At 52.1% G+C, this 25,903-nt stretch carries 32 protein-coding genes and 1 other RNA gene; 12 read left to right on the top strand and 21 right to left on the bottom strand.

The window, feature by feature from the left end:
- Window positions 1-18 precede the first annotated feature (18 nt).
- Window positions 19-1,305 (top strand): HlyC/CorC family transporter, encoded by a 1,287-nt coding sequence (locus I6L58_RS18620; RefSeq protein WP_042321706.1) that lies wholly within the window; start codon window positions 19-21, stop codon window positions 1,303-1,305.
- A gap of 52 nt (window positions 1,306-1,357) precedes the next feature.
- Here the strand turns inward: I6L58_RS18620 and grpE are convergent, their stop codons facing one another.
- A complete protein-coding gene (gene grpE / locus I6L58_RS18615; RefSeq protein WP_042321711.1) occupies window positions 1,358-1,951 on the bottom strand; it encodes a nucleotide exchange factor GrpE in 594 nt (197 codons plus the stop codon).
- A gap of 122 nt (window positions 1,952-2,073) precedes the next feature.
- On the opposite strand from grpE, the gene nadK reads away from it, so the two are divergent.
- The 3 genes from nadK to bamE all read left to right on the top strand — a co-directional run bounded on the left by nadK (window position 2,074) and on the right by bamE (window position 5,176).
- Window positions 2,074-2,952, top strand: a complete 879-nt coding sequence (gene nadK / locus I6L58_RS18610) for an NAD(+) kinase (protein WP_042321716.1) — start codon at window positions 2,074-2,076, stop codon at window positions 2,950-2,952.
- An 85-nt stretch (window positions 2,953-3,037) separates the two neighbouring features.
- Entirely contained in the window at window positions 3,038-4,699 is a 1,662-nt protein-coding gene (recN, locus tag I6L58_RS18605) for a DNA repair protein RecN (protein ID WP_006178059.1), read from the top strand.
- A 138-nt stretch (window positions 4,700-4,837) separates the two neighbouring features.
- Window positions 4,838-5,176, top strand: a complete 339-nt coding sequence (gene bamE / locus I6L58_RS18600) for an outer membrane protein assembly factor BamE (protein ID WP_006178060.1) — start codon at window positions 4,838-4,840, stop codon at window positions 5,174-5,176.
- A 94-nt stretch (window positions 5,177-5,270) separates the two neighbouring features.
- Here the strand turns inward: bamE and I6L58_RS18595 are convergent, their stop codons facing one another.
- Both I6L58_RS18595 and I6L58_RS18590 read right to left on the bottom strand, forming a co-directional pair.
- Entirely contained in the window at window positions 5,271-5,558 is a 288-nt protein-coding gene (locus tag I6L58_RS18595) for an RnfH family protein (protein ID WP_058608440.1), read from the bottom strand.
- Window positions 5,548-5,985, bottom strand: a complete 438-nt coding sequence (locus I6L58_RS18590; RefSeq protein ID WP_199559838.1) for a type II toxin-antitoxin system RatA family toxin — start codon at window positions 5,983-5,985, stop codon at window positions 5,548-5,550. The genes I6L58_RS18595 and I6L58_RS18590 overlap by 11 nt, the downstream gene beginning before the upstream one ends.
- A gap of 156 nt (window positions 5,986-6,141) precedes the next feature.
- Here I6L58_RS18590 and smpB point away from each other — a divergent pair, with 156 nt between their 5' ends.
- The 4 genes from smpB to I6L58_RS18570 all read left to right on the top strand — a co-directional run bounded on the left by smpB (window position 6,142) and on the right by I6L58_RS18570 (window position 8,435).
- Window positions 6,142-6,624 (top strand): SsrA-binding protein SmpB, encoded by a 483-nt coding sequence (gene smpB / locus I6L58_RS18585; protein ID WP_006178063.1) that lies wholly within the window; start codon window positions 6,142-6,144, stop codon window positions 6,622-6,624.
- Between the two features lie 89 nt (window positions 6,625-6,713).
- Window positions 6,714-7,076: a transfer-messenger RNA gene (gene ssrA / locus I6L58_RS18580) on the top strand.
- A 271-nt stretch (window positions 7,077-7,347) separates the two neighbouring features.
- On the top strand, window positions 7,348-7,587 hold the full coding sequence (locus I6L58_RS18575) for a DinI family protein (RefSeq protein WP_088209393.1): 240 nt from the start codon (window positions 7,348-7,350) through the stop codon (window positions 7,585-7,587).
- 191 nt (window positions 7,588-7,778) lie between these two features.
- Window positions 7,779-8,435 (top strand): methyltransferase, encoded by a 657-nt coding sequence (locus tag I6L58_RS18570; protein WP_088209394.1) that lies wholly within the window; start codon window positions 7,779-7,781, stop codon window positions 8,433-8,435.
- Window positions 8,436-8,479: 44 nt separating this feature from the next.
- On the opposite strand, the gene I6L58_RS18565 is transcribed toward I6L58_RS18570, so the two are convergent.
- Window positions 8,480-8,905 (bottom strand): hypothetical protein, encoded by a 426-nt coding sequence (locus tag I6L58_RS18565; protein WP_088209395.1) that lies wholly within the window; start codon window positions 8,903-8,905, stop codon window positions 8,480-8,482.
- A gap of 404 nt (window positions 8,906-9,309) precedes the next feature.
- Between I6L58_RS18565 and I6L58_RS18560 the strand changes: the two genes are divergently transcribed.
- The 4 genes from I6L58_RS18560 (at window position 9,310) to I6L58_RS18545 (ending at window position 12,673) form a co-directional block, all read left to right on the top strand.
- Window positions 9,310-9,576, top strand: a complete 267-nt coding sequence (locus tag I6L58_RS18560) for a hypothetical protein (RefSeq protein WP_088209396.1) — start codon at window positions 9,310-9,312, stop codon at window positions 9,574-9,576.
- Between the two features lie 67 nt (window positions 9,577-9,643).
- The gene (locus I6L58_RS18555) at window positions 9,644-9,940 is read left to right on the top strand and encodes a hypothetical protein (RefSeq protein WP_088209397.1); all 297 of its coding nucleotides are present in this window, start codon (window positions 9,644-9,646) and stop codon (window positions 9,938-9,940) included.
- A gap of 741 nt (window positions 9,941-10,681) precedes the next feature.
- A complete protein-coding gene (locus I6L58_RS18550) occupies window positions 10,682-11,560 on the top strand; it encodes a GNAT family N-acetyltransferase (RefSeq protein WP_176399451.1) in 879 nt (292 codons plus the stop codon).
- 801 nt (window positions 11,561-12,361) lie between these two features.
- The gene (locus tag I6L58_RS18545; RefSeq protein WP_088209399.1) at window positions 12,362-12,673 is read left to right on the top strand and encodes a hypothetical protein; all 312 of its coding nucleotides are present in this window, start codon (window positions 12,362-12,364) and stop codon (window positions 12,671-12,673) included.
- A gap of 494 nt (window positions 12,674-13,167) precedes the next feature.
- On the opposite strand, the gene I6L58_RS23010 is transcribed toward I6L58_RS18545, so the two are convergent.
- From I6L58_RS23010 to I6L58_RS18460, 17 genes are all read right to left on the bottom strand, one after another.
- On the bottom strand, window positions 13,168-13,683 hold the full coding sequence (locus I6L58_RS23010) for a tail fiber assembly protein (RefSeq protein WP_088209400.1): 516 nt from the start codon (window positions 13,681-13,683) through the stop codon (window positions 13,168-13,170).
- Between the two features lie 2 nt (window positions 13,684-13,685).
- Window positions 13,686-15,395 (bottom strand): phage tail protein, encoded by a 1,710-nt coding sequence (locus I6L58_RS18535; protein WP_088209401.1) that lies wholly within the window; start codon window positions 15,393-15,395, stop codon window positions 13,686-13,688.
- Window positions 15,396-15,397: 2 nt separating this feature from the next.
- Complete coding sequence (locus I6L58_RS18530) at window positions 15,398-15,949, bottom strand: phage tail protein I (RefSeq protein WP_088209402.1); 552 nt, start codon at window positions 15,947-15,949, stop codon at window positions 15,398-15,400.
- The gene (locus tag I6L58_RS18525) at window positions 15,942-16,856 is read right to left on the bottom strand and encodes a baseplate assembly protein (RefSeq protein ID WP_088209403.1); all 915 of its coding nucleotides are present in this window, start codon (window positions 16,854-16,856) and stop codon (window positions 15,942-15,944) included. Before I6L58_RS18525 ends, I6L58_RS18530 begins: the two co-directional genes overlap by 8 nt.
- Window positions 16,846-17,193, bottom strand: a complete 348-nt coding sequence (locus tag I6L58_RS18520) for a GPW/gp25 family protein (protein ID WP_088209404.1) — start codon at window positions 17,191-17,193, stop codon at window positions 16,846-16,848. Before I6L58_RS18520 ends, I6L58_RS18525 begins: the two co-directional genes overlap by 11 nt.
- Window positions 17,194-17,231: 38 nt before the next feature.
- The gene (locus I6L58_RS18515) at window positions 17,232-18,341 is read right to left on the bottom strand and encodes a contractile injection system protein, VgrG/Pvc8 family (protein ID WP_088209405.1); all 1,110 of its coding nucleotides are present in this window, start codon (window positions 18,339-18,341) and stop codon (window positions 17,232-17,234) included.
- 1 nt (window position 18,342) lies between these two features.
- Entirely contained in the window at window positions 18,343-18,558 is a 216-nt protein-coding gene (locus I6L58_RS18510; protein ID WP_088209406.1) for a tail protein X, read from the bottom strand.
- Window positions 18,533-18,994, bottom strand: a complete 462-nt coding sequence (locus I6L58_RS18505; RefSeq protein WP_390881732.1) for a phage tail protein — start codon at window positions 18,992-18,994, stop codon at window positions 18,533-18,535. The genes I6L58_RS18510 and I6L58_RS18505 overlap by 26 nt, the downstream gene beginning before the upstream one ends.
- 5 nt (window positions 18,995-18,999) lie before the next feature.
- Window positions 19,000-20,898 (bottom strand): AAA family ATPase, encoded by a 1,899-nt coding sequence (locus I6L58_RS18500; protein WP_088209408.1) that lies wholly within the window; start codon window positions 20,896-20,898, stop codon window positions 19,000-19,002.
- 114 nt (window positions 20,899-21,012) lie between these two features.
- Complete coding sequence (locus I6L58_RS18495; RefSeq protein ID WP_088209409.1) at window positions 21,013-21,300, bottom strand: phage tail assembly protein; 288 nt, start codon at window positions 21,298-21,300, stop codon at window positions 21,013-21,015.
- Between the two features lie 51 nt (window positions 21,301-21,351).
- Window positions 21,352-21,858 (bottom strand): phage major tail tube protein, encoded by a 507-nt coding sequence (locus tag I6L58_RS18490; RefSeq protein WP_088209410.1) that lies wholly within the window; start codon window positions 21,856-21,858, stop codon window positions 21,352-21,354.
- Complete coding sequence (locus tag I6L58_RS18485; RefSeq protein WP_088209411.1) at window positions 21,855-23,336, bottom strand: phage tail sheath family protein; 1,482 nt, start codon at window positions 23,334-23,336, stop codon at window positions 21,855-21,857. The genes I6L58_RS18490 and I6L58_RS18485 overlap by 4 nt, the downstream gene beginning before the upstream one ends.
- A 38-nt stretch (window positions 23,337-23,374) precedes the next feature.
- On the bottom strand, window positions 23,375-23,992 hold the full coding sequence (locus I6L58_RS18480) for a phage baseplate assembly protein V (RefSeq protein ID WP_088209412.1): 618 nt from the start codon (window positions 23,990-23,992) through the stop codon (window positions 23,375-23,377).
- Window positions 23,985-24,539 (bottom strand): hypothetical protein, encoded by a 555-nt coding sequence (locus I6L58_RS18475; RefSeq protein WP_088209413.1) that lies wholly within the window; start codon window positions 24,537-24,539, stop codon window positions 23,985-23,987. Before I6L58_RS18475 ends, I6L58_RS18480 begins: the two co-directional genes overlap by 8 nt.
- 8 nt (window positions 24,540-24,547) lie before the next feature.
- Window positions 24,548-25,210 (bottom strand): hypothetical protein, encoded by a 663-nt coding sequence (locus I6L58_RS18470; RefSeq protein WP_088209414.1) that lies wholly within the window; start codon window positions 25,208-25,210, stop codon window positions 24,548-24,550.
- 1 nt (window position 25,211) lies between these two features.
- The gene (locus tag I6L58_RS18465) at window positions 25,212-25,568 is read right to left on the bottom strand and encodes a head-tail joining protein (RefSeq protein WP_088209415.1); all 357 of its coding nucleotides are present in this window, start codon (window positions 25,566-25,568) and stop codon (window positions 25,212-25,214) included.
- A complete protein-coding gene (locus I6L58_RS18460; protein WP_088209416.1) occupies window positions 25,568-25,903 on the bottom strand; it encodes a DUF2190 family protein in 336 nt (111 codons plus the stop codon). Before I6L58_RS18460 ends, I6L58_RS18465 begins: the two co-directional genes overlap by 1 nt.

Below are 25,903 nucleotides of genomic sequence, written 5' to 3'. Positions count from 1 at the left end.
GTCATAAAGGAGTTCCCCCTGGAACACATCTCTACCACCGCGCTGATCGTCACGCTGATCGTCATGGTGGTCATCTCCGCCTATTTCTCTGGCTCGGAAACCGGCATGATGACGCTAAACCGTTATCGGTTACGTCATCGCGCGAAGCAAGGTAACCGTGCCGCACGTCGTGTGGAAAAGCTGCTGCGTAAACCTGACCGCCTGATTAGCCTGGTGCTTATCGGCAATAACCTGGTCAATATTCTCGCCTCCGCGCTCGGCACCATCGTCGGGATGCGCCTTTACGGCAACGCGGGCGTCGCCATTGCGACCGGCGTACTGACGTTTGTGGTGCTGGTGTTTGCCGAAGTGCTACCCAAAACCGTCGCCGCGCTCTATCCCGAAAAAGTCGCCTACCCGAGCAGCTTCCTGCTGGCACCGCTGCTGATCCTGATGATGCCGCTGGTCTGGCTGCTCAATATGGTCACCCGGCTGCTGATGCGTATGGTGGGCATAAAAGCGGATGTCACCATCAGCAGCGCGCTCAGCAAAGACGAACTGCGCACCATCGTGAATGAATCCCGCTCGCAAATTTCGCGCCGCAACCAGGACATGCTCCTGTCGGTGTTAGATCTGGAAAAAGTCAGCGTCGACGACATCATGGTGCCGCGCAACGAGATTGTCGGAATCGATATCAACGACGACTGGAAAGCCATCGTCCGCCAGCTGACGCACTCTCCGCATGGCCGCATCGTGCTTTATCGCGACTCGCTGGACGACGCCATCAGCATGCTGCGCGTGCGTGAGGCCTATCGCCTGATGACCGAGAAAAAAGAGTTCACCAAAGAGGTGCTCCTGCGCGCCGCCGACGAAATTTACTACGTACCGGAAGGCACGCCGCTCAGCACGCAGCTGGTGAAGTTTCAGCGTAACAAGAAGAAAGTGGGTCTGGTGGTCGATGAATATGGCGATATTCAGGGTCTGGTGACGGTTGAAGATATTCTGGAAGAGATCGTCGGGGACTTTACGACCTCCATGTCACCTTCTCTCGCAGAGGAAGTCACTCCACAAAACGACGGCTCGGTTCTGATTGATGGCAGCGCGAACATTCGCGAGCTTAATAAAGCCTTTAACTGGCAGCTGCCGGAAGATGAAGCACGCACCATGAACGGGATGATTCTGGAAGCACTGGAGGAGATCCCGGCGGCGGGCACGCGGGTGCGCATCGATCAATACGATATTGATATTCTGGACGTACAGGACAACATGATTAAGCAGGTGAAGGTCCTGCCCGTTAAGCCTTTACGCGAAAGTATCGCCGAGTAATGTTGTAGGCCGGGTAAGGCGAAGCCGCCACCCGGCACTACGGGTCGGCAAATTACGCTTTCGCTTTCGCCACGGTCACCATCGCTGCGCGAATGGTACGGCCATTCAGGGTATAGCCTTTCTGCATCACGCCAAGCACGTTACCGGCCTGAACGTCGTCAGATTCCACCATAGCTATCGCCTGGTGAACGTTTGGATCCAGCGCGACGTTGGTCTCGGCAATCACTTCCACGCCGAATTTGCGTACCACATCCAGCATGGATTTCAGCGTCAGTTCGATACCTTCGATCATCGCCGTGTTGTCCGGGTTAGCCTTGTCAGCCACTTCCAGGGCGCGATCGAGACTGTCGATCACCGGCAGCAGTTCGTTGACAAACTTCTCCAGCGCGAATTTATGCGCTTTCTCAACGTCCAGCTCGGTACGACGACGCAGGTTTTCCATTTCCGCTTTGATGCGCAGTACAGCTTCGCGTTCGCGATTCTGCGCTTCTGCCAGCTGAGTTTCCAGGTTGGCAATTTTTTCATCGCGCGGGTCCACCTGATCAGCAGACGCGTCTGACTCTACGGCCTCAACCTCGTCGTGCTGTTCCGTGATAATTTCTTCCGGGGCTTGCCCCTCAGGCGTTTTCTGTTCTTTACTACTCATGAATTTCTCCGCGTTTTTCTGCATTCATCTCGCTAACTTCGCTTATTATGGGGATCAGTTTCCGGGATTCAAGGGAACAAGACAGATTGTCATCATTCATCAGGCACAAGGACCTCCAGAAAATGAATAATCATTTCAGGTGTATTGGGATCGTCGGGCATCCGCGTCACCCCACCGCATTGACGACACATGAAATGTTGTATCGCTGGCTGAGTGGCAAGGGCTATGACGTGATGGTTGAGCAGCAAATCGCCCAGGAGCTGCAGCTCAAAGGTGTCAAAACCGGCACGCTGGCAGAGATTGGTCAACAGGCCGATCTGGCGGTAGTGGTAGGCGGCGATGGCAATATGCTTGGTGCGGCCCGTACCCTGGCCCGCTATGACATCAAGGTTATCGGAGTCAACCGAGGCAATCTGGGTTTTTTAACTGACCTTGACCCGGACAACGCCCAGCAGCAGCTTGCCGACGTACTGGAAGGCCACTACATCAGCGAAAAACGCTTTTTGCTGGAAGCTCAGGTGTGCCAGCAGGATTGCCAGAAACGCATCAGCACCGCCATTAACGAAGTGGTTCTCCACCCCGGAAAAGTGGCGCACATGATTGAATTCGAAGTCTATATTGACGAGATTTTCGCCTTTTCCCAGCGTTCTGACGGCCTGATTATTTCTACCCCGACAGGCTCCACGGCCTACTCTCTCTCGGCCGGAGGCCCGATCCTCACTCCCTCGCTGGATGCCATAACGCTGGTGCCGATGTTCCCACATACGCTCTCTGCGCGCCCGCTGGTCATCAACGGCGACAGCACTATCCGCCTGCGGTTCTCACACCGCCGGAGCGACCTGGAGATCAGCTGCGACAGCCAGATTGCACTGCCGATACAGGAAGGTGAAGACGTGCTCATTCGCCGCTGCGATTATCACCTGAACCTGATTCATCCCAAAGACTACAGCTATTTCAACACATTAAGCTCGAAGCTAGGCTGGTCAAAAAAATTGTTCTGATTTTGCATCCAGCACTTTACTGTATAAAAAACCAGTTTATACTGTATGAAAACACAGTTATGGTTTTTCATACAGGAAAACAATTATGCTGGCACAACTGACCATCAGTAACTTTGCCATTGTTCGTGAGCTTGAGATCGATTTTCATAGCGGCATGACGGCGATCACCGGCGAAACCGGTGCAGGTAAATCCATTGCCATTGATGCCCTCGGCCTGTGCCTCGGCAGCCGTGCAGAAGGTGATATGGTTCGCACAGGTGCAAACCGTGCCGATCTCTGCGCGCGCTTTTCCCTGAAGGATACCCCGGCGGCACTCCGCTGGCTGGAAGCAAACCAGCTTGAAGACGGACGTGAGTGTTTACTTCGCCGCGTAATAAGCAGCGATGGTCGCTCACGCGGCTTCATCAACGGTACGGCGGTCCCCCTTTCTCAGCTTCGCGAACTCGGCCAGTTACTCATCCAGATCCACGGTCAACACGCTCACCAGCAGCTCATCAAACCTGAGCAACAAAAAGCCCTGTTGGATGGTTATGCAGGTGAGTACGCACTTACTCAGCTGATGGCCGATCACTATCGTCAGTGGCACCAGAGCTGCCGGGAACTTGCGCAGCATCAGCAGCAAAGCCAGGAACGCGCCGCGCGTGCCGAGCTGCTGGAGTACCAGCTGAAAGAGCTGAACGAATTCAACCCGCAGCCGGGCGAGTTTGAGCAAATCGACGAAGAGTACAAGCGTCTGGCCAACAGCGGGCACCTGCTCTCAACCAGTCAAAATGCGCTCAACATGCTGGCAGATGGCGAAGACGTCAACCTGCAGAGCCAATTGTATAATGTGCGCCAGCTGCTGACAGAACTGGCAGGCATGGATAGCAAGCTCGGCGGCGTGCTGGATATGCTGGAAGAAGCGGCCATTCAGATCTCTGAAGCCAGTGATGAGCTGCGCCATTACTGCGAGCGCCTGGAACTCGATCCAAATCGCCTGTTCGAGCTTGAGCAGCGCATTTCCCGCCAGATCTCGCTGGCGCGCAAACATCATGTCACTGCGGAAGAGTTACCTAATTACTATCAGTCTCTGCTCGAAGAGCAACAGCAGCTTGACGATCAGGCCGACTCGCTGGAGACCTTATCCCTGGCGGTGAACCTGCACCATCAGCAGGCGCTGGCAACGGCTAAGCAGCTGCATGACGTTCGCCAGCACTATGCACAGGAGTTGAGCCAGCACATCACCGACAGCATGCGCACGCTGGCAATGCCGCACGGTGTGTTCGCTATTGACGTTCGCTTCGAAGAGACACACTTAACGGCGGAAGGTGCCGATCGCATTGAATTCCGCGTGACCACGAACCCTGGTCAGCCTTTACAGGCTATTTCGAAAGTTGCCTCCGGCGGTGAGCTGTCGCGCATCGCGCTCGCCATCCAGGTAATTACCGCGCGTAAGATGGACACCCCGGCGCTGATTTTCGATGAAGTGGACGTAGGGATCAGTGGCCCGACGGCTGCCGTCGTGGGCAAACTGTTACGTCAACTGGGTGAATCAACGCAGGTGATGTGTGTTACCCACCTGCCGCAGGTTGCGGGTTGTGGTCATCATCACTTTATCGTCAGTAAAGAAACCGATGGTGAAATGACTGAAACGCACATGAAACCTCTCGACAAACGCGCGCGTTTACAAGAGCTGGCGCGCCTGCTGGGCGGAAGTGAGGTCACCCGTAACACCCTCGCTAACGCGAAAGAACTGCTGGCAGCATAAACTTTTTCGGGAGCTCAGGGTCATACAGAACAATAAAAACGCCGCCAGACCGGTTTCAAAGTGGGGCAAGGTCTATTATCATCGGCATATTACATATGAGCCGCGTACTGCTCGGGCCCGAAAAGGAATCAAATCACTATGCGCTGTAAAACGCTGACCGCTGCCGCTGCGGTTCTTCTGATGTTGACCGCAGGCTGTTCCACTCTGGAGAAAGTGGTTTACCGTCCTGACATCAACCAGGGGAACTACCTTACCCCTAACGATGTGTCTAAAATCCGTGTAGGGATGACACAACAGCAGGTCGCTTATGCACTGGGAACCCCGATGATGTCCGATCCATTCGGTACAAACACCTGGTTCTATGTGTTCCGTCAGCAGCCAGGTCACGAAAACGTGACCCAGCAGACCCTGACGCTGACCTTCAGCAGCGCCGGTGTGTTGACCAATATCGACAACAAGCCAGCCCTGACCAAGTAATCAGGCTACTGAATTGCAAAAAGGTGCTCAATGAGCACCTTTTTTGTATTTATCACCTCACCCGCCTGGGGAGAGGACAAGGCTGTTGGGATAATTACTTGCCGGATTTTTCCGCACGTTGACGACGCAGTTCTTTCGGGTCGGCAATGAGCGGGCGATAAATCTCAACCCTATCGCCATCCTTCAGTACATCAGCCAGTTTCACCGGACGGCTATAAATACCTACCTTATTCTTCGCCAGATCGATATCACTGCGAAGTTCAAGCAAGCCCGAAGCACGGATGGCATCTTCCACCGTCGCGCCCTCTTCCAGCGTTACGCGCTGTAAATATTGCTTCTCTGGCAGCGCATACACCACTTCCACAGCAATCTTAAGCGACACTGTAAACCTCTTTGGCGCGGGTGGTGAACGCCTGAACCATATTTGAGGCCAGCTCTTTGAAGATGCGGCCAAACGCCAGTTCGATCAGCTTATTGGTAAATTCAAAGTCCAGATGGAACTCAATGCGACAGGCATCCGCGCTCAGGGGCGTAAACTTCCAGCCCCCCATCAGGGACTTGAAGGGACCGTCCACCAGATGCATCAAAATACTCTGATTATTGGTCAACGTATTGCGCGTGGTGAACGTCTTGCTAATCCCCGCTTTGGACACATCCACTGCCGCCGTCATCTGGGTAGGACCGGATTCCAGCACCCGACTGCCGGTGCACCCCGGGATAAACTGCGGGTAAGACTTCACGTCGTTCACTAACTGATACATTTGTTCCGCGCTGTAAGGAACAAGCGCAGTACGGCTAATCTGAGGCATAGCATTTTCCATGGTCACACAACGGACAAATAATAGCATTTATCACCTGTTAAAAAAACGCTAAGCCTTATCTCGTGCTAATATAGCGCGTTAGACCTCACGGGACGCAATGAGGTGACTTTTTGAAATCAGATTACCGACGGCTTTACGACACTTATGACGAAGAAAAAAGCACATAAACCAGGCTCGGCGACCATTGCGCAGAACAAGCGTGCTCGCCACGAGTATTTCATCGAAGAAGAATTCGAAGCTGGCCTTGCGCTGCAGGGCTGGGAAGTAAAATCGCTGCGCGCGGGTAAAGCGAACATTGGCGATAGTTACGTGATCCTGAAAGACGGCGAGGCCTTCCTGTTCGGCGCAAACTTCACGCCACTGACGGTCGCCTCTTCACACTACGTGTGTGACCCCACGCGTACCCGTAAGCTGCTGCTGAACAAGCGCGAGCTGGAGTCCCTTTACGGACGTATTAACCGTGAAGGCTTCACCGTGGTGGCGCTCTCTATGTACTGGAAAAATGCCTGGTGCAAAGTGAAAATTGGCGTCGCGAAAGGTAAGAAACAACATGACAAACGTACTGATCTGAAAGAGCGCGAATGGCAGCTGGATAAAGCACGTATCATGAAAAACGCAGGACGTTGATTTCGAGCGCTTATTGTACAATTCAATAAGTTAGCTTTCCGGGCTGGTATCCTGAACGAGAAGTCTGGTATACTGTGCCTAACACTATTGGGGCTGATTCTGGATTCGACGGGATTTGCGAAACCCAAGGTGCATGCCGAGGGGCGGTTTGCCTCGTAAAAAGCCGCAAAAAAATAGTCGCAAACGACGAAAACTACGCTTTAGCAGCTTAATAACCTGCTAAGAGCCCTCTCTCCCTAGCTTCCGCTCTTAAGACGGGGATCAAGAGAGGTCAAACCCAAAAGAGATCGCGCGGATGCCCTGCCTGGGGTTGAAGTGCTAAAACTAATCAGGCTAGTTCGTTAGTGGCGTGTCTGTCCGCAGCTGGCGTGCGAATGTAAAGACAAACTAAGCATGTAGTACCGAGGATGTAGAAATTTCGGACGCGGGTTCAACTCCCGCCAGCTCCACCACTTTTGATAGGACTGCAACCGGACAGCGGCAATAAAAACAGCCACTTACGGACACTGACCAGACAGTGCGCAGACCGAGAAAAGACAAAAATATGCACGTGAAATGCACGTGCACTTTAAAAGAACCCCAGATCTCACGGTCTGGGGTTTTTCTATTTGTAACTAAGGGTAACAAAAATACACACCTCCCTCGCGTCGCGCTCGCCTTGACACTGTTTATTTTTATAGTAAAGATGCTGTATGTAACCACAGTAATTTTCCGGAGGCTTTTGTGTTTGTTGAACTGGTTTATGACAAGCGAAATGTAGAGGGACTTGAAGGGGCCAGAGAGATCATCCTGGCTGAGCTAACGAAGCGAGTGCACCAGATTTTCCTTGATGCCGAAGTGAGGGTGAAGCCGATGCAGGCAAACGGCTTGAACAGCGACGCCAGCAAAAGCGATCGGGAAAAGCTGAACCGCATGCTGGAGGAAATGTTTGATGAATCCGACATGTGGCTGATTGCTGATTAAACACTTTGCGCCTTCATCCCGAAAAAGTACAATCCGTTACGACTGGCGGCTATTTGATACTCGCACTATTGGATGATCGCCAGTCTGCCGTAGCTTGTGCTTGCATACCACAGGCTACGGCATCTATAACCTTGTAATCTGTACAAGTTACTGATGTAATTCACAGCACCAACCGTTACAAGGTGAAATCAATGAATATGAAGACTGATGAAGGGGCCAAGGTCTACACACCGCTAACTTTGAAGCTTTATGACTGGTGGGTGCTGAATTTTTCCAATGATTTTGCATGGCGCTGCCCGACAAAAAAGTACCTCCTTCCTCACTTTCTGAGAAATCTCAGTTCAAACCATTTGGATGTCGGAGTAGGAACCGGCTACTACTTAACTCATGCTCCAGATGACTGCGCCATTTCGCTATTAGACCTAAATAATTCCAGCCTTGAGGCAGCTTCGGCAAGGGCTGGGAAGCCGAAGATAAAATACCAAATTAATCATGATGTATTTGAGACTTATCCGGCTCACCTTAACAATCAATTCGACTCCATCTCAATGTTTTATCTCCTTCACTGTCTGCCGGGGACTATGGCCAATAAGGCTATAGTTATAGGAAATGCCAAAATGGCGTTGACTGTCGATGGAGTACTTTACGGTTCAACTATTCTTGGTAATGGCGTAAACCACAATAGTTTCGGAAAATTGCTTATGAATACTTACAATAGCAAAGGAATTTTCTCCAATAAAAATGACTCCGAGGCATCCTTAAGAAAAATACTTTCCGATCATTTTGAAACCGCTGAAGTGAGAGTGACCGGCACCGTGGCTTTATTTTCGGCTTCAGGAAAAAAATAATAGTTACCGCGATCTGATCTTTTACACAGATCGGTTGCGGGACTTCACTCTGTTAGAGTTAGGGTAAAAGCACTATTGCTGCTGACTACCTTTTTCGTCACACCAACGGCTGCCCTCTTCAGTGCTGTGTTAAATGCAATCAGCGTAACCGGGCATGGGGATGATTTGCGACAGTTTGAGTGGCTCTGAAAAAGAAACACATCATCCGGGTAACGCTTTCTCCGTGCCTGGATAATTTTTTTTATCCCTGGCCTTAACTCAATAATGCATTCTTTAAACTTACCCGCTGCTACGAACGTCTGTCTGTCATTGGTCAGATCGTCATATTTAAGTCTGAGAAGGCACAAAGGCCTGACCTGACTCAGATACAACATAGTCCAGAGATCTGACCATACATCAGAAATGGCCTCAAGTTTTCGTTTGATAGCAAAGAATTCATTTAAAGTGAGAATATTCACATCCGTTGACATAGCTGAAGCCATTCCTCTGATCAATACAGAACATAACAACTGCAAATAGGATACCTTGTTAAGATTAAACAATCAGTGTGCCTAAAGCTAGTTCACTTTCAAATGCTATTATTAACCTGCTGAATGCCCTAGTTTCTGTGTTTGCTGATTCTACTGAGCAAGATAAACCACCAATTTAGGTGGTAAAAATCAAATACCAAAATCACGTTTAGTCAAACAGATGACTTCAATCTCCGCAATCCGTATGACACCGATCAATAAACTTAAATTGATCGTTATCACCGATCACAATGTGTGACAAAGATCACTTTTTAGCCGAATCGATTAAGCAAAATACTATTACTGTTTCGTCATTCCAATGATGAGGCTGGCATTTTAGTGTTTCGAGTTCGAGGACTATACACATGCATAAATTACTCTCCCCTCGCCTGCAACAGGACATCCTGCAGGCCCTGTCCATTTTCTTTCCCTATCCGCCAACCGGTAAACAGTACTTCAGTTGTTTTGAGGACATCAGCGAGCTACAGATGGCTGTAAACATTGAAGCTCTTATTGAAAAACGCCTGATTTGCCGCCGGGCTATCTCACGAACTGATGATATCCCCTACGTCAGACTTGCTTATCTTCACCTGACAGAGAAGGGCTTTTCTTATGCCGTTGCACACTGCTGAACTGTCAGAAGGTTCAGGCAGGCCAGAGGCACTGTAGATTAACATCTGCTATGACTGGAGTTTGTAAATGAGTAAATACTTATCAGTCGCAACTTTTGAATGCGAAATTATTTTCTGGCTAAGGGCTCTCTTTCCCTGCCCTCCCGATGCGAAAGATTTCGTTCGCTTTTTTCCTGATGTCAGCATTTCGGAACTGATTAAATGCATTGCGGATCTGATAGACAGACAACTTGTGTCGAAAGCGGCACTGAGATATGAAGACGGCGATGCATATCTGTCATTTCAGGGGCTTGTTCTGACGGCTGACGGATGCACTTATGCACAGCAGCTTGCAAGAGGATGTGCCGGGAAGAGTAATTTTTAGCCGTCTCGTTGATAAACCATTTACTTTATGTAGTCTATGTTTAATTTGTTGAGTGATGTTTGCGGCCCTGTAACCATCTTCAACTTGTTGGACACATATCTGCTTTGATACGTCTTCTTTACTCCATCGAGGACATTACTCATCATTCACTCCTGATAATCGATATCATTGATGAGAACCACTGCTTTCGCGTTCACTCGACGGCAGTGGTAACTTGTTCCCCTCACCATCAAATCCAAGAGCACCAAAGTCATTGACCGTATTCACTCTCACTTCGAGGTAATTTAAATTACATCCAGAGTGCAGTACCTGCCGCTTGCTTGTTTAATAAGCGTTAACTCACAGTTGGTTAAGTAATACCCAATGTGACGCAATCTACAGTTGCGCATGTTCTCCGTCTAACAAATGGATATTGTTTCGTCCTTGTAAGCTCTTGTTTTCGCCAGCGCTTTTTCCGTCGCTTATTGCCGTTCACATAGTCATCGGTAGAATCACAGGCAAGCGTAGAGGAATGTTACAGCGGAGATGCTTCATTCGCTGCAGCTTACAAGGCTTAAGAAGGTCAGCGATGACCTGCTGGAAAACCTTATAGACTACCTCGGCCAAGCTCAAAACTGGGTAAAGTTCAATTTAATTCACTTTAAGTTAAATACACCTTAAACAAATCTGACGGCGTGCTTTACCATTAGAATATAGTTTTAGATTATCATCTTACGAAATTCTAAATGAACGATGGAAAGTATGTTAAAAGCAACCCTGTTAGGATGGAAAGAATGTAGCTTGGATGTTTATAAACAAGCATTTGCTATGTACGGAGGGAGTGTTTGTTGTCATCCAGATGTAATAACATATCTCAGTAACAAACTTGGCAAGGAAGTAAAGTACTATTGCAAAACTCAGGACGACGTTTTGATATGCGCATCGTACTCTATTCAGGGTGGGTTGTGTTTATTTTCAGGAGATTATCCTTTCGTTTATGAAGACATAATAATTCCTTGTAATCCTGACGGAAAAGTTATCTTGCCTTTTAGAACCAAAAAAATGTCGCCAAAGCAAACAGGATTTATACTTAATTCTTTCAGCAATAGATTACTTAAAAATAAAATATGTCACATTAAACAAAATTTTTCTTCAAAAACATCTCGAAAAAGAAATGGAGAAAGGAATCGATTCATAAAAGCGGGCGGTGAAATTTTAAACATTGAATCCTTGTCTTCAAAAGATATTTGTGATGCATATCTCAAACTCTTCAGGTTAAGATGGAAAGATAAACTCAGACCATTCCCAGAGGAAAATCTGTTTGAAACCATTGAACGATTTCGGCATATGTTGTTTGGTGCGGTGCTGACATTAAATGATGAAATTATAGCCATTGACTTGATTTTCAAAACTGAAGCAATCGATTGGGTATATTTCGATGATATAAATGGTGGCTATGACCCTTCTTATAGTGATTTGAGCGTGGGAAGCATTTTGCTCTGGGAGAATTACAACAGAGCGAAAGAACTTTGTCAGGAGGGAAATAAAAAACTCATCTTCTCTCTTGGGAAATATTGCGAGGAATGGGAATATAAGAAAACATGGTGTGAAGTATTATCTTTGCGCAGAACAATTTGTTAAAACTCGCAGGGCTTGAAATGAATTTTATAAGCCCTGTGAAAGTTGGTTTGGCGGTCATTTTATATCTAAAATTCATTTTTGTCACTCGCTTTAGAGAAAGTTAATGCTTATAATTCATTAATGTAATATTCAATTTATAAAACTTATCCTATCCTCTCGTTGCTACTTTCCAACTGAAGATAAGTTTGGCATTCAGTCGTGAGATCTTTGCATTCGCCAGAATGTTTTGTCGCTTAGCCGTTACAGCTTTCATATAGATAACAAGCATTTACTTCAGGATAAAACAAGATTTCATCCGGATCCGAGACCTTATTCTTTCCCACCATATTCCATCGTTGGAAGCTACATGGCCTTCTTGATGAACGTGCTGGGTTTATTATGACACTGCCGGTTTAAAAATTGATGAATTCCGTCAAGGAGCACCGCTTTTCGCGGTTGGACAGCAATATCAATATCCCATGTATGAGAACATTAGCAAATGTCTATCGACTTAAAATTTCCCATGGTTACCCCATAAATCATTTCCCAAAAAAGTCGCTATGCAAATTGCATCATAATCGAAAAAATTAATTTTGACCAAATGCCTACTCGCGAGTATCACCCGCTTTTGCGCCAAGTAACTAATCTTGAACCTACATTCCCAGTTAGCCTTTTTCTTGCTCCTCCCATCCTTCACTGAGCAAGATTCAACCGATCACTTTTTGATCGACAATAACGATCAATGGTTTCAGATTGATCGTTATTAACAATTTCAAAAGACAGGATATAGCTGCTAACTTGTCCATATATTAAGGAGGGTATATGTCAGTAAAATACACGGATGGTGCTAAAGCTTTTCTATGGATGATTTGCGCTCTTACAATGGCTCTTATCCTGTACATTATCTTTCTTTTCAAGCCTACCTCCCCTGCCAGCCCGGTATTCCTTGGCGAAACTCCTCCTGTGTTAATCTCATGTAAAGAGAATAATTATCTGCAAACCATTCCTGAAGGTAAAATCGACATCACACTAAAAGTCTTAACACCTGAATCGCTTGACCGAAGGACAATATGCCTGGTGAGAAAAGAACCTGACTCATGGGCCGTGTATTTCGAAAATAGTAAAGCTGGATGAAACCTTATGGAGGCGAAAATGCTCTTGTTGCTTTATTTCGCTCTTGGATACATTGTTTTCTGTCTGGCAGGCTATGGTTTATTTCATTATTTTATAGATAATGAAGAAGATAAATGACTATTTAAATTCATTTTATATAGGCTATGAACAACCCAAGTTAAAAGGATTTTTTCATTGAAAAAACATTTACCCATACGGTCAGACAGTGAAACTCCGTAATCTTATTCTGTGGGTTGCGCGCGCAGGAGTGCTTGCACTTGTAATTTATTGCTTATTTGCGGTACCTTTCAGGCATGCCCCATCCCATCTCCGAAGTTTTACACGCTTGGTCTCTCATGATTTTTTTCAGCTATTATGAAAATTATACAGGACAACAGGATTGAAATTAAATGGCCTGAGTCCGGTAGAATACCGAACCCCGGCCCTGACAGTCGCTTAACATGAACTGTCCAACTTTATGGGGTCAGTCCAAATTCGGGCTTTTTTGCTGCCTGTTAGTTATCGTCCGGCACCGGTGGCCAATCGATATCCGGCGCGTTACTTGTATCAACACGATTAAGTAAAACTCGGTATTTTTTCCATGCCTGTAACAGCGCTATTTCTGCGTCAGTAGCCTCACCAATATCAACGGCATCCTGAAGCGGAGCAATAGATCTATCCGCTTCCTCCATAAGCTCATTTTTCTTTTGCTCCGCAATTTCGGTAGCACCTGGCCGGATATCAATAAATACGCCATCAGAAAACTTGTAATTCCCTAATACATTGGCTGGTACATCTGCGGGATCGACTTCATATACATCACGCCCTTCCTGCATCCCCATAAATGACACATCTGCCTCGTAAGCAATCACGATCCTGTCATCATCCAAGGATATAGCGCCTTTCCAGTTGCGAAGTGTTTCGTACCAGTCGCGCCCATGAATGTCCTGAAAATACAGTCCCGTGCGCATTATTCCGTTAACTTCTACGTGCTCATATCTGTAAATTGTTGGATTAGTGAATTTGTCCATAATTAATCTCCTACGTTTACCCAGGCGCCAGTTTGCTTGTTGAGATACTGCATTTGACGGTAATAAACCCCTAGCTTTCGTCCGTCGCTTCTGTTTTCCATTGTTATGCCTGTAACGACGCAACCAGCAGGGGACTCCCAATTACCAAAGAAGACATCAGTAGGATTTCGTAGTTGTTGACCTCCACGGCGGAACCCGTTCATAACGCCATAGCGGGCGTCACTCTCAGCTTTCGTGTATGCCTGTCCTGCAGGAGTGTAGTTGCCTTTTGCCTGATAGCGGGCGTCGAAGTTGGTGTAGTTACCGGGGATGATCTGCTCTTTCATTTCCAGACGACCGCTACGCGTATTGATGTATCCGGTTAGTCCGGTTTCCTTTTGATTTGCATCGGTCAGCGTGCAGTAAAAACCGATCCCGTACCACGATTTCAGTAGCATGTTGTTACTAGTGTAACCTGCGGCATCATTACCGCTATACATACCTGTCTTTGACCTGACCCAAAGACCACCATTAAAACCAACCTCTTTCTGAAAGGTGCCACCATTTGTTGCGGAAACCGCATCAACATCACTGGCAGTCGGTTTATTTCGTGTGTGGTATAGCTCTCCCCACGCATTCCATGCGCCACCGGAATCGCCGTTGCGCGTGCGAAATGCAATCCGGTTTCCGTTGCCGTTATACTGCGCTGCCAATTGCACCCGATATTTACCGCTAGAACCAGCGTAATCAAGAACTGAGCCAGTGAAGCCGGGGGTGTTAGTTGCGTTGTCATAGCCAAAACTCACGGAATTTGCAGGGAGGTCATTAAAATCAGTAAGAGGCCTCCCGGCACCTGCCAGCGTTGTCCTCAAAGCCAAAGCGCCGCCATTAACCAGAACACGTCCAGCAGTAATATCATCTTTGGATGTCTGCACATCTTTTGATGCCGCTGTACCGAGAGTGTTTTTAACCGTGTTCAGTTCATCGTTAACCGCTTTAACCGCCTTTGGGGTAGCCGCCAGCGTCTCAGATGTGCTGTCGGTCGCGCTACTGAGTTGGACGATACCCTTTTTCACCGTGGTGGCATCCTGAGCTGTATATTTGCCGTTCGCAAGGTCGTATGCCGCCTTGACCGCTTTAGGTGTGGCAGCCAGCGCCTCAGTCGTACTGTCAATTGCGCTACTGAGCTGGACCAGACCTTTACGCGCAGTCGTAGCATCCAGAACGCCAATGGCTTCACGCGAACTTTTCTGGGCGGGTTCCCCTTTCGCCGCTATCTCAGAAAGATTCTTATCGATGCGCAGAAACAGGCCATCGCCGGTAGCGGCTTTAAGCTCAATGTTCGCTGACTCCGATACCGCAAGGCGGTACTGCAGATTCACGCTGACACCGTTCTCCGGCTTTTCAATCGCGGCACAGTTCGCAACGGAATACAGTTCCCCTGCATCCGTCAGCAGTCCGACTTCCCTCACCACGAACCCGCCCACTCCTGCCGCTAACACCAGCTGAGCAATAAACTGATTCGCCTGGTCCGGGGAAACCTGCAGCGCTGATATCGCGTTACGATAAACCTCGCGTGCCAGTTTCGTCTGCGCCGGATCCGGTTTTACGGCCTGGCCGTTCCCGTCACCCACCACAAAATCTTTAATGATAACGGGCTTCCCGGTCGCAGAGGACTGCGCCTCCAGCTCCTTGCCCCTGTTGGTCAGAATGCTGTAATACTTCTCAGCCATAGCTACACTCCTGCCTCAATAACAACGTCAATCCAGGCGGTAACAGCACCGCCGGTATAATAATTTCCCTTCGCGCCCAGGTCGGCGATCACATCTATTGTGGTCAGCAGGCTGCGAAGATTTTTGGCTTTATCCACCTGGCGGCGTATGCGCTGGTACAGCGCTTCATCAACGGCCTGCAGGCTGTAGACCTCCACACGGAACGTATAGGGATCTTTGCGTGGTTCATCCTCCCACCACTCCACGACGGTCGTCGGCAGGCTGACGGCACTGAGAGAGCGTCGAACAGCCCCGGCAGTACCGCGATGTTGATGAACATACGCGGCATCCTTGATAACCTGCCGTTTTTCCTCCTCCGTCCAGGCCTCTTCCCAGGAATCCACTGCAAACTCCCAGGCAAGCCAGGGCAGCAGATGGGCCGGACAGGTGTCAGGATTTTTCACCTTCCGGACCATGTCAGTATCCAGCCCCGCAATCAGCTCTGTGCCTGCCTGTTCCTGCGCCCGCTCCGGTTGAATGGCTGACGGGGGAAGGAGGGATCGAAATTTATCCACTGGTGCCTCCTTTACGCGTAACGTTTATCGCGCTGCACCAGGGGGCCTGCCCGGCGGCGGCTTCCAGATCGGCCGTCGGGCTGATCAATTTGACCCTTGATACACCAGGCTGCTGCAGGGAAGCGTATATTGCAGAGAGCGGGACGATGGCGTTGATGCGGTGGGAAAGCTGGGTATAGCTCGTCAGCGTGCTGATGGCATTCTCCAGCACCGTCTGCGCATCCGGCCCGTCAGGGATATCGAGTTCAGCCGTGACGGCATAGCTGGCAACGGTGGCACTTTTCACGCTGACATAATCAGTCAGTGGCCTGACTTCATCGGCACTCAGTGTATTCATCACGGTTTCGATCAGGAGAATTCCTGCCTCACCGTTACCCGTTCGCGACAGCACATACACATCCACCTCACCGGGTCGGTTATGGGTCTCCGGCCCGTATGCATCTGCGTCCAGCACATCGTTATCGGCCGATTTGGCATGAAAACGGTACGCGTTGCGTGCACCGGCGGTGTTCAGTTGCGCCCACGAAAGCTGGATGCGCTCGCGAAAAGCGTCATCATTTTCATAGACAGGTTCGACGGGCGGTACCGCATCCGGATCACCGGGGTCAATTACCAGGCGGGAAACGTTGAAGGCCGCCCCCACCTGGTCGAGATCGGCCCCTCTGGCGCTGGCAAGGAAGACCGCCCTTACCGCGTCGTTGACACGCTGAAACGCCAGCGTCAGCTGGTAGGCATTGATTTCCCCCTGTTTATACGCCGGGTCCGATTCCACCAGGGCATCGAACTCCGGATCAAGCTCTCGCAGGCGCGCCAGCCAGCGGGAAAAAATATCGGCGGCATCCGGTACCACAATGGCATCCGGAACCGCCAGCGCGGACAGGTTAATTACGTCGTAGCTACTTGCCATAAATCTGTATGCCTCCGGTGCTGACGGGAAGATTATTCTCTTTGTTGATCCCCTCGATATCGACGACACATCCTGCTTCATCGGCCGGGAAAGTGACCATCACACGCGTAACCCGCAACCGGGGCTCCCAGCGAGCCAGGGCTGAGGCTGTGGCCGCGATAATCCGCAGCCGGGTGAGATCGTCGCGCGGGTTGTCCACCAGCGAAAACAGGTCACTGCCGTAATCACGAACCAGCACGCGGCTGCCCAGCGGCGTGGAAAGGATATCGCTGACGGACTGGCGCAAATGGTCGCTGCCAGACAGGCGTTTACCTGTCCGGCTGTTTACACCGTTCATAATGTTTTTCCGTATGAGGATCGCCAGATGGCGGAGAGTTAACCGAAATAATCCGGGCCGGTTTTATTCTTGCTGCCGGATTTTTTTGAAGGTTTGCGAATATCCACCACCAGATTGTAGGTGTAGCTGAATCCGGCAGGCGTCAGGGAATACACCAGCGATTCCACCACCCAGGCACGATCTTCCCGCTCGCCAAAGCCGGACGTGGATACGCCGGATTCTGCCGTGAGGGGAACGTGTTTCGGGCGACAGGGGCCTGTCACCGTCATTTTTCGTTCGTTACGCCGGGCCTGCGTTTTCTTCGCTTTGGCCTGCTGATCGGCAGTGGCCTTCACGGGCTGCGTGTACGGATTTGCCATGGAGGGGCCATCATGATCAACCGTGGTGGTTTTTGTCTTACCGTCAGCCTCATCGTAATACCGCACGCCGATTTTCCCTGATGACTTTCCTTTGCTGCCGGTGGCCTTTCCTGTGGAACTCCCCCGCTCGCCTTCGCTGTATGACCAGCTGGAGACCTCTTCAGGAGTGATAACCAGTGCGCCTGATTGCTCACCAGAGGCACTGGCCGTGGCCCCCTGACGCAGAAAGAGCCAGTAGCCGCCCGATGGTTTGCTGACTGCGTTCCACGTTCGGGCAAGACGGGTCAGCAGATTCGCGTCGGATTCTGCCACCTGGTCCACGTGATCAATATGGATATTGGCGAGCTCAGCGGCCACCTTTGGGATCAGCCCGTTCTCTTTCGCCACGGTTTTAACCAAATCCGCCAGTCGCAGGTTATCCCAGCTGCGCGTTTTCTGGCTGATCACGTCTCCTGGCTGTTTCTGGGCGTTCATGGGCGCGGCGGTGGCATAAATCTCGATACGACGCGGCGGACCGCTGCTGCCCACGCCGGCCACCACGAACCAGCCTTTGTCCACCAACTGGTCGTTAAAGCCCAGCGCCACGCGAAGTCGCGCGCCTTTTGTCGGCAAAGGGAGGGTTTCTGATAAAAGTGTGATTTTCAGTTCATCCGCTTTTGCCGTGGCGCCGCCGTAATCGGTGAGCGTCAGCTCAGCCAGGCTTTGCTGCAGCGCGCGGGTGATATCCTTCCCCTCCGCGCTGACGCTGAAAGCGGGAGCATATTCCGGTTTAACAGTCTGTTCAGTCATTTTAATCCCACAGTCTGAAGGCCGACTCCTGGACTGGCGGTGCCAGATCCGGCAGGGTGATAAGCAGGCCTGACGGATAAACTGCACCGACATCGGCCAGACCAGGATTCGCTTCCAGAACCTGCGTCACAATATAAGACAGGTTTTCCGTGCCGTAATGCGCCGCACAGACAGCATCCAGCACGTCACCGTCACGGGTTTGATATGTCGTCTGCATAATGTTTCAGCGTCATCGTCCAGTTTTTGTTTCGGTGTCCACCGCCAGGCAGAAAACGACTGGTCGTGTCGGAGAAGTCGATCACCACCCACCAGCCCAGCACATCCCCTTCACCGCTGACCAGCTGCTGTGGCTTGTTCTGGTCGGCGAGATCGTAAAGATCGTTAACCGCATCCACCCCCTTCCGGAAGAACGCATGAGACTCCCCCTCAAGCCGGACGGTGCGCCCGGACTTGCCGGTATACTGCAGCAGATCCTGTTTGCCGATGCGCTCCTGCTCGCTCCATCTCCAGCTGGCCTCCCGGGTCAGCTGGTTATACGCCGTGGTGTCGATGGAAAATGCAAATTCGCCCAGCATCATCATCACACGGGCAGCCTGGGCTCCCCGCGCTGCGCTGGCACCTGCCTGACCGAAGTCTTCAAAGACCGGAATAATCTCACTCACCAGATTTGCCCTCCATCCAGCATGCTGCTGTCACCTTTGAATATGGGGTTAGTTTTCGTCACCCCGACAACTTCATCACCGATCGCCCGTTCGTCCTGCCCGGGTGCGCCGTGGATTTCATAGTGAAACTCAAATCGCCGGTTGTCGGTGAGCTGTCGTGCCGGAGGTGCTTTGTCCGCCAGTTCCAGCTCCTGCAGTAACGCCCCCCAGTCACTTTTATCCTCTTTGCCAGAGTCTCCGGGATCCGGTGCTGGAGGCAGCCGTAACGCTGTCGCTGGCGAATTATCGACATTCACGATTGGGTTAACGGTAAAAGACTCGTCTGATAATCCTGGTGATTTATCCACTGAGGACCAGTTGAGGCTTTTATCAAAAGCAGGTAAGGAAGGAAGTCCGTAATTATTCCAGGCACCGGCAGGTTTGTCGGATGTTTCACGCCCGGGCTGCGCGGGTATCGCCTTGTTCTGGTTGAGTGCTGAATCCCAGGAGAACGGTGCGGTGCTGCTTTCCGGCGTCACATACTTATCGAGTGTATTGTTGAATGTGTCCTCGTCGTCGCGGAAAAATCCACGGGTGTCCCGGTACGATTTTTTCACGTCATCAGGCAGGTCCGGCTTTTCCTTCAGTTGCTGCTCAAACCATTCGCCCTGCCCGTTGCGTTGCGCCGTCATGCGGGCGATATCGACCGAACCCGTCATTGCCAGCGACTTAAGCACGTCCCGCTGATCGCTTCGCTCATCCGGCAGCAGCCAGGACAGTTTTTTTGCCAGCGCGTAGGCCACTTTCCCGACGAAAACAATGCCCTGTCCGAACGTCAGCACGCCGGGGTACAGGTCATTGCGCAGGAAGCTGACAATCCGCTTTATCCCGCCGCCCTTAAACCACTCCGCCATATCGTCCGTCAGACGGCGGATATCCGGTGCCAGCTCGTTACCCAGTTGACCGGAGATTTCCGCCACAGCGGAGGAGAAGACGGTGCGCAAGTTAGTGACGGCGCGATTCCCTGCCATAGCCCCTTCGGCGCCCTCTTTCGTGACGAGGTTATAGCGCCGCTGTTCGTCCATCAGGTCACGGTAGCTCTTGCCGGACTGCTTGAGCAGCATCAACAGCTTGCTGGCCTCGCCGCCAAACAGCGAATCCAGTGCAAACGAGGCCTTCGATTCATCCTGCAGGCTGAGCGCACGCTCAACAATTTTTTCGAACTGCGCCATATCGCTGAGCCCGGCAAAATCACCCGCTTTAAAACCCAGCGTTTCAAACGCATCCTGCAGAGAACCCTGCTTGCCGTTCTGCTTGTACTCCCCCGACTTATGCAGATACTCCTCAAACAGATCGCCGATGTTCTCCCCGTTCATGTCGAACTGTTTCGCGAGCGTATCCCACGCATCAAACGTCGGGATATCGACACCATAGCTTTTCGCCACGCCAGCCCGCCGGGCGGTTTCTGCGTTGGTTGCCGCCGGTGCGATGAGGGTACCCAGTGCGGAAGCCACCACGCCCCCGCCGCCAATCGCCAGCCCGGGAGCAACCATCCCGCCCAGTTGTCCGGCCATACCGAGCCCACGGCGAAACAGCCCTTTGCCGGCTCCTTTGAAGGCTGCCAGCCGTTGCGTCTTCTGCATCTGCTGGTTTAGCTTCTGCTGTTCGGTTTCCGTTTTGCGGATTTCACGGGAGACGTCGCTGTAACGCCGTTTCAGATCGCCAAGGCTTTGCCCGGCCAGTTTTGCACGCTTAATCTCCGCCGCCAGCTTCGCCTGGTCTTTTGTCAGTTTTTCTGAGTGCTTCCCGACGTCCTTCAGGCTCTTTTGCAGGCCGTTCGCTGAACGGCTCCAGGAGCTGTCGATATTGCCGCCAAAGGTAATGACGGCCTTAAGGTTCTGGCTTAATCCGGCCACGGTTTACCGCCTCCACTTCGTCGGTGAGAAAATCAGAAAATACGCTGAACGGCATATCCAGGTATTCCGTCATGGGAAAATGCAGACGCCGCCCCAGAAAACGCATCGCCCGGATTAACTCTCTTTCGGACGCTCCCCGGGCGGGAGCATAAAAACGTTAAACGCGTCCAGCAGTTGGGCATAATCCGCCGCCGTCAGTTGCCAGATATCCTGTTCGCTGAGGTTGCACAGCAGCGCAATCATGCGCGCTTCTTTTTCTTCTTCACTGCCGCGGTCTTTGGAAAAGGCGATACGGTCACGCACCAGAGGCTCGCGCAGTGTCACCTCGTTGAGCGCACTGCCATTTTCAAGCGTGACGGGGGAATACAGTTTGATAACGCGGGTTTCACCAGGAAAAGACATGTTTATCTCCATAAAAAAACGGCCCGCAGGCCGTTGTCAGATGTTTTGAAATTAAAGACGGACTTTCGCCGCCAGGCCGGACAGGACATCCACACCATTCACCCGGCGCGCGAAGCGCTCGGTATCAATGGCAAAAAGCTCGCGGCCATCTTTGGTCTGGCGGTAATAACTCACGGCGATCTCCACCGTGATGGCATTTTCGGACAGACTGTCCTTACCCCGGGCATCCGGCGTAACGGTCTGCACAAAGCCTTCAATCTCCTCGATGGTGCCAAGCGCGGTACCGTTCGCCAGATAGCCCTGATACGCCGTAAAGCGCGGACGGCTGCCGCTGACAAAACCAAAAGCGGTCAGCATGTCCGTATCCACGCCGTAGAATTTCAGCTGGCAGGTCAGCGCCTCCATGCCATCATCCACGGGGGACGGCGCATCCTGCGCGCCGGTACGCAGGTCAGTTTTGACAATGGACAGTGTCGGCGGTGTGAATTCATGCGCCCCCTGAATACGGATCCCCTGCCGGAAGAAGGTCCAGACGCGTAGTGTGTTTTTTTCGCTCATGCTGCCAGCATCTCCTCAAGCGCATAGTTGTTATTCACCCGGACCCGCAGGCTGATAAGCTCAGTCGGCGATTTCGGACCAAAGTCATAGTTGATGTACAGCACGCCCGCCGCCATGCTCTCAGCGGTGTTAAGCTCTTCATCCAGCCAGGCGCGACCGCCGAAAATGGCACCGAGTCCGACCAGCTGGCGCATATAGGCGTTAATCGTGCCGATAATGTCGTCGGCGTTCTCCCGGTCCAGTGGACGGTCAACGTATTCCAGCATCGTTTCCTGAATACTGTCCTCGATGACGTCAGCGGTACGGCGAACCGATTCGAAACGCCACTGCGGATCGGTCCCACACAGGCGGTTCCCCCAGTGCTTAAAACCTGCCCGGCGGATGATGGTGGAGACGTTCTGCATGTTAAGCAGGTTCGCATCGCAGTTTTCATCGCCCAGAATAAATTCGTCGATCTGCTCCACGCCGAGGATGTTGTTGATGTCCTGGTTGGATTTGCTCCACCACCATCCTTTTTCAAAATCGATGCGGGCGCGCAGCCCCGCCGCGAATGCAGAATATGGACGCCAGACCAGCTGGCCGTCGGCGTTGCTGACCTGCACGCGCGGGCGCAGCAGCTCGGTACGCATGCCGTAGGACTGGCGTCGCTGGACCACCTCCTGCAGCGTGGCTTTGGACGCACAGTCAACATACGCCACCGCCCGCAGTTTGCCGGCCATGGTTTCCAGCGCCTTGCCGACGGCATCATCCTCACTGAATCCGGGCGCAATCAGGATGCGGGGCTGATACGTCGTCACGGTTTTCGCTGACGACAGCGCGCGGATCCCGGCCAGCAATGCAGCGCGCGTTTCAGATTCATCACCCTCCTCCGCCTTATTGTTTCCTGCCGCAACACGTACCACGACTGTCAGGGCATTGCGCTGGTCATTAATTTCTGTCAGCGCCTGCTTAAGCGTGCCGGTTTCCCCGAGGCGCGAGAGCATCGTGGTGCCAACAATCGCCACAGGAGTATTCAGCGGGAACGGTTCATCCTCACCGCCAGCAAGCTGAAGCGTAAATGGCGTAACCATGCCGCTTCCCGTTCCGTTGATAACCACTTTCACTGCCGGAACGGATTCCATTGCGTTTTTTACAGCGGCGGAATTTGCAGTAAGTTTCCCTGTTGCATCACATCCCAGCGTTATGTTCAGCGTGGTACCGTCCATTTCAGCGGTGGTCGGTACATCCTGTGGATCGTCCTTATCCGGCACACCTGCTACTGCATTCACAACAATCTGATTACCTGCGCGTCCCGATGCCGCTGCCGTGAAAATCATCTCATTGAAAAGCAACGGCGTACCCGCCGTTCCCGAAGCCGCGACGCCTGCTGATGCATCAGGCGCAGTACCCACCAGACCGATAATTGCCGTCTGGATCGTAGTAACCGCGACCGTACCGGATGTCAGTTCAATCGTTTCCACACCATGTAAATTCGCCATTTATTTTCTCCAGGCATAAAAAAACCTGCTCAAGCAGGTCACTTTTTCTGATTAGGTTTTCCGGTCGTGCCGCCACTGTCTCCACGGTGATCGTGATCATTGAACGTTTTACGGATCCCGCTCATTTTCCCGGTACCGTCCGAAATCTCCTGCGTAGCACCGATATTTCCGGCCACGTTCGTGTCGGCGTTTATCTGCGTTTTCCCCTGCACGGTCAGGGTATCGGTGATTTCCACCGGACCGTCCAGCGTGCCTTTCCCGATGATTTTGTAGGTCCCGCCCTCCGCCAGGGTGATGGTCAGGGCATGCGCGGCACGGTCATACCGGATCTCGGTACCGTCACCGTAGCGGGTGATATGTTCGCTGTCGCTGCCCTCCGGTACCGGCAGACCGCCGGTATTCCAGCCGGGAAACACCCGGCCATTATTCAGCTCGCCCGCCTCCGACAGCACCGTGACCGCATCTCCGACCGCATACGGATTGGAGTCAGCCCGGTTTGCCCCGGAAAAGCCCTGGCAGAGCGGCAGCCAGGTAGTGGTGATGTCGCCCAAATCCACCCGGCACTTCGGTATACCGTCATGCTTAACGGAATGAATAACCCCGCGCCGCACGATATTCGCAAGACGGCGCTGTAGATCGCCCTCGATATCACTCATCGGGTTTTGCCTCGTAAATCAGTTGGTAATCGTCCACATGCGCGCGCCCGATATCCGGGGCCTTGCCCAGCCAGGCCGCTTTCAGAGGAGCATTCAGCTGTGCAAACGGATCGGCACCAAAGGCGGCTGACTGTGTGAAGGAAATTCGCCAGACCAGATAATCATCCATGCGCGGATCAAACTCATCCCGTGACGCATCGATAAAGACGGCTGGATCCAGATGCGTCAGGCCGAACTGCTGGCCGTCAATCCACTGCGTGATATCGGCGGCGGCCGTGCGCAGGAAAATTTCGGGGCGGCTGACGCCAGCCCCTGCCGCATCCACAACCACGAACAAGTCGCAGGCGAGATTCACGTTAAGCTGCCCCTCGTTGCCTCCGCCCTGCTCCCAGCCGTTGATAGAGAAATACACTGCTGGGGTAGTCAGCCCGGTAAAACGGGGCACGTTTTTTTCCGGGTAGGCATCTGCATCACGCACCCACGCAATTTTTTTCAGCGCGCCGGTGACAGCATCGTGATACTGCCCCAGCAGTAATGGCTCGGCCATGATCAACCTCAGACAGAAATACGGGCTTTCACACGCCCGCGCAGATCGGTTTCAAAGTGATGCATGAAAATATCCATCGCCTCCGCAAAGGCGTTATCTTCGATGTAGTTCAGCATCGGCTCATAAATATCAACTTCCGCCTCGCGGGTGCGGCGTGTGTCATGATCGCGAATAACTACCGTTCGCCTGTTCTCACGACGTGAGCGTGCCACTTCCCCGTTTTCATACGTGCGCGGGGTAAGCATGCTGCCCTTTGGCGTAAACCCGGCATTGTCCGCCTGGCGTCGCGCCCTGATAAACCGTCCGGTGGATTTATCACGTCGGGAATGGCGAGGCCGCACCCGCCCGTTAATCCGGCCTTTCAGATCTTTTACCTTGATGGCATTCAGGCCAAACCAGAGACGAAAGTTATCCAGTTTTGACTGAGAGGCGCGATCAAGACGAAAGGAAAGCAGGCGTCGACGCACAAGGTCCAGGCTGCGGGGGGCCAGTCCGTCCTTCAGGTCTGCCATCGCTTTTTTACGCAGGGTAGCGGCGGTACGTTTGAGGGCGCGGGAATACGCTGCCCGAAACTGTTTATGGGTGGCACCGATGTGCTCAGCTATCCGCCAGATGGCATCCACATCGATATCGACGGGCAAATCCCGCCGCAGTCTGGACTCTCGCGCCATATCAGCTCCACTTATTGATGCCCGGCTGCACCTTACCCGGTGCGCCATACGCCAGCGTGACGCGGGTGCGGCCTTCTTCATCAGCCCCGACGTGCGTCACACGATAAGCCGTGCCGTTGATTTCCACGCCGTGGTGCTTCTCAAGCCCCGCAATATCGGCGGTCATCGCGCTGAATGCCGGAGAGCGATCCTGAATTTGCCCCCCGCCGGGCACGTCAACCGGGGCATCAGGCGTCTCGAAAATCACGGTAACAGGTCGCACCTCAGCGTCGATGGTCAGAACGGCGGGCAGCGTCTCGGAAAAAGCCCGGGAGATCCGCGCATCCGCACGGGCCAGCCGGGCACGAAAGCGGTTCATCAGTAGCCCAGCCGGACCGGAACAGTATCGACGTCCGCCGCAGCCGCAGCCCAGGCCGTACCCGCCAGGGGGTTCGGCGTCGCCGACTCACCCGCTTCCACTGTCAGTTTGCCGTCTGCCAGATAGAGCTTCTGACCTACAGTAACCGCCTCCGCCGCTTTTGGCAGAACGAACACGCCCGTGGTATGCAGCACGCCCCACAGCCCTGCAGGGATGTCATCGTGTGCGACGCCCACCAGCACACCCGAAAGCACGGCGTCCCCAGAATGAATATCAGTCGCACCGGTATTCTGAAAATCCAGGGTGTTGCCGTCCTGCTGATAATTTTTCGCCAT

Source organism: Enterobacter cancerogenus (assembly GCF_019047785.1).
Lineage (GTDB): Bacteria > Pseudomonadota > Gammaproteobacteria > Enterobacterales > Enterobacteriaceae > Enterobacter > Enterobacter cancerogenus.
The sequence above is the reverse complement of the archived record's forward strand: the minus strand, read 5'-3'. Positions and strand labels throughout refer to the sequence as shown.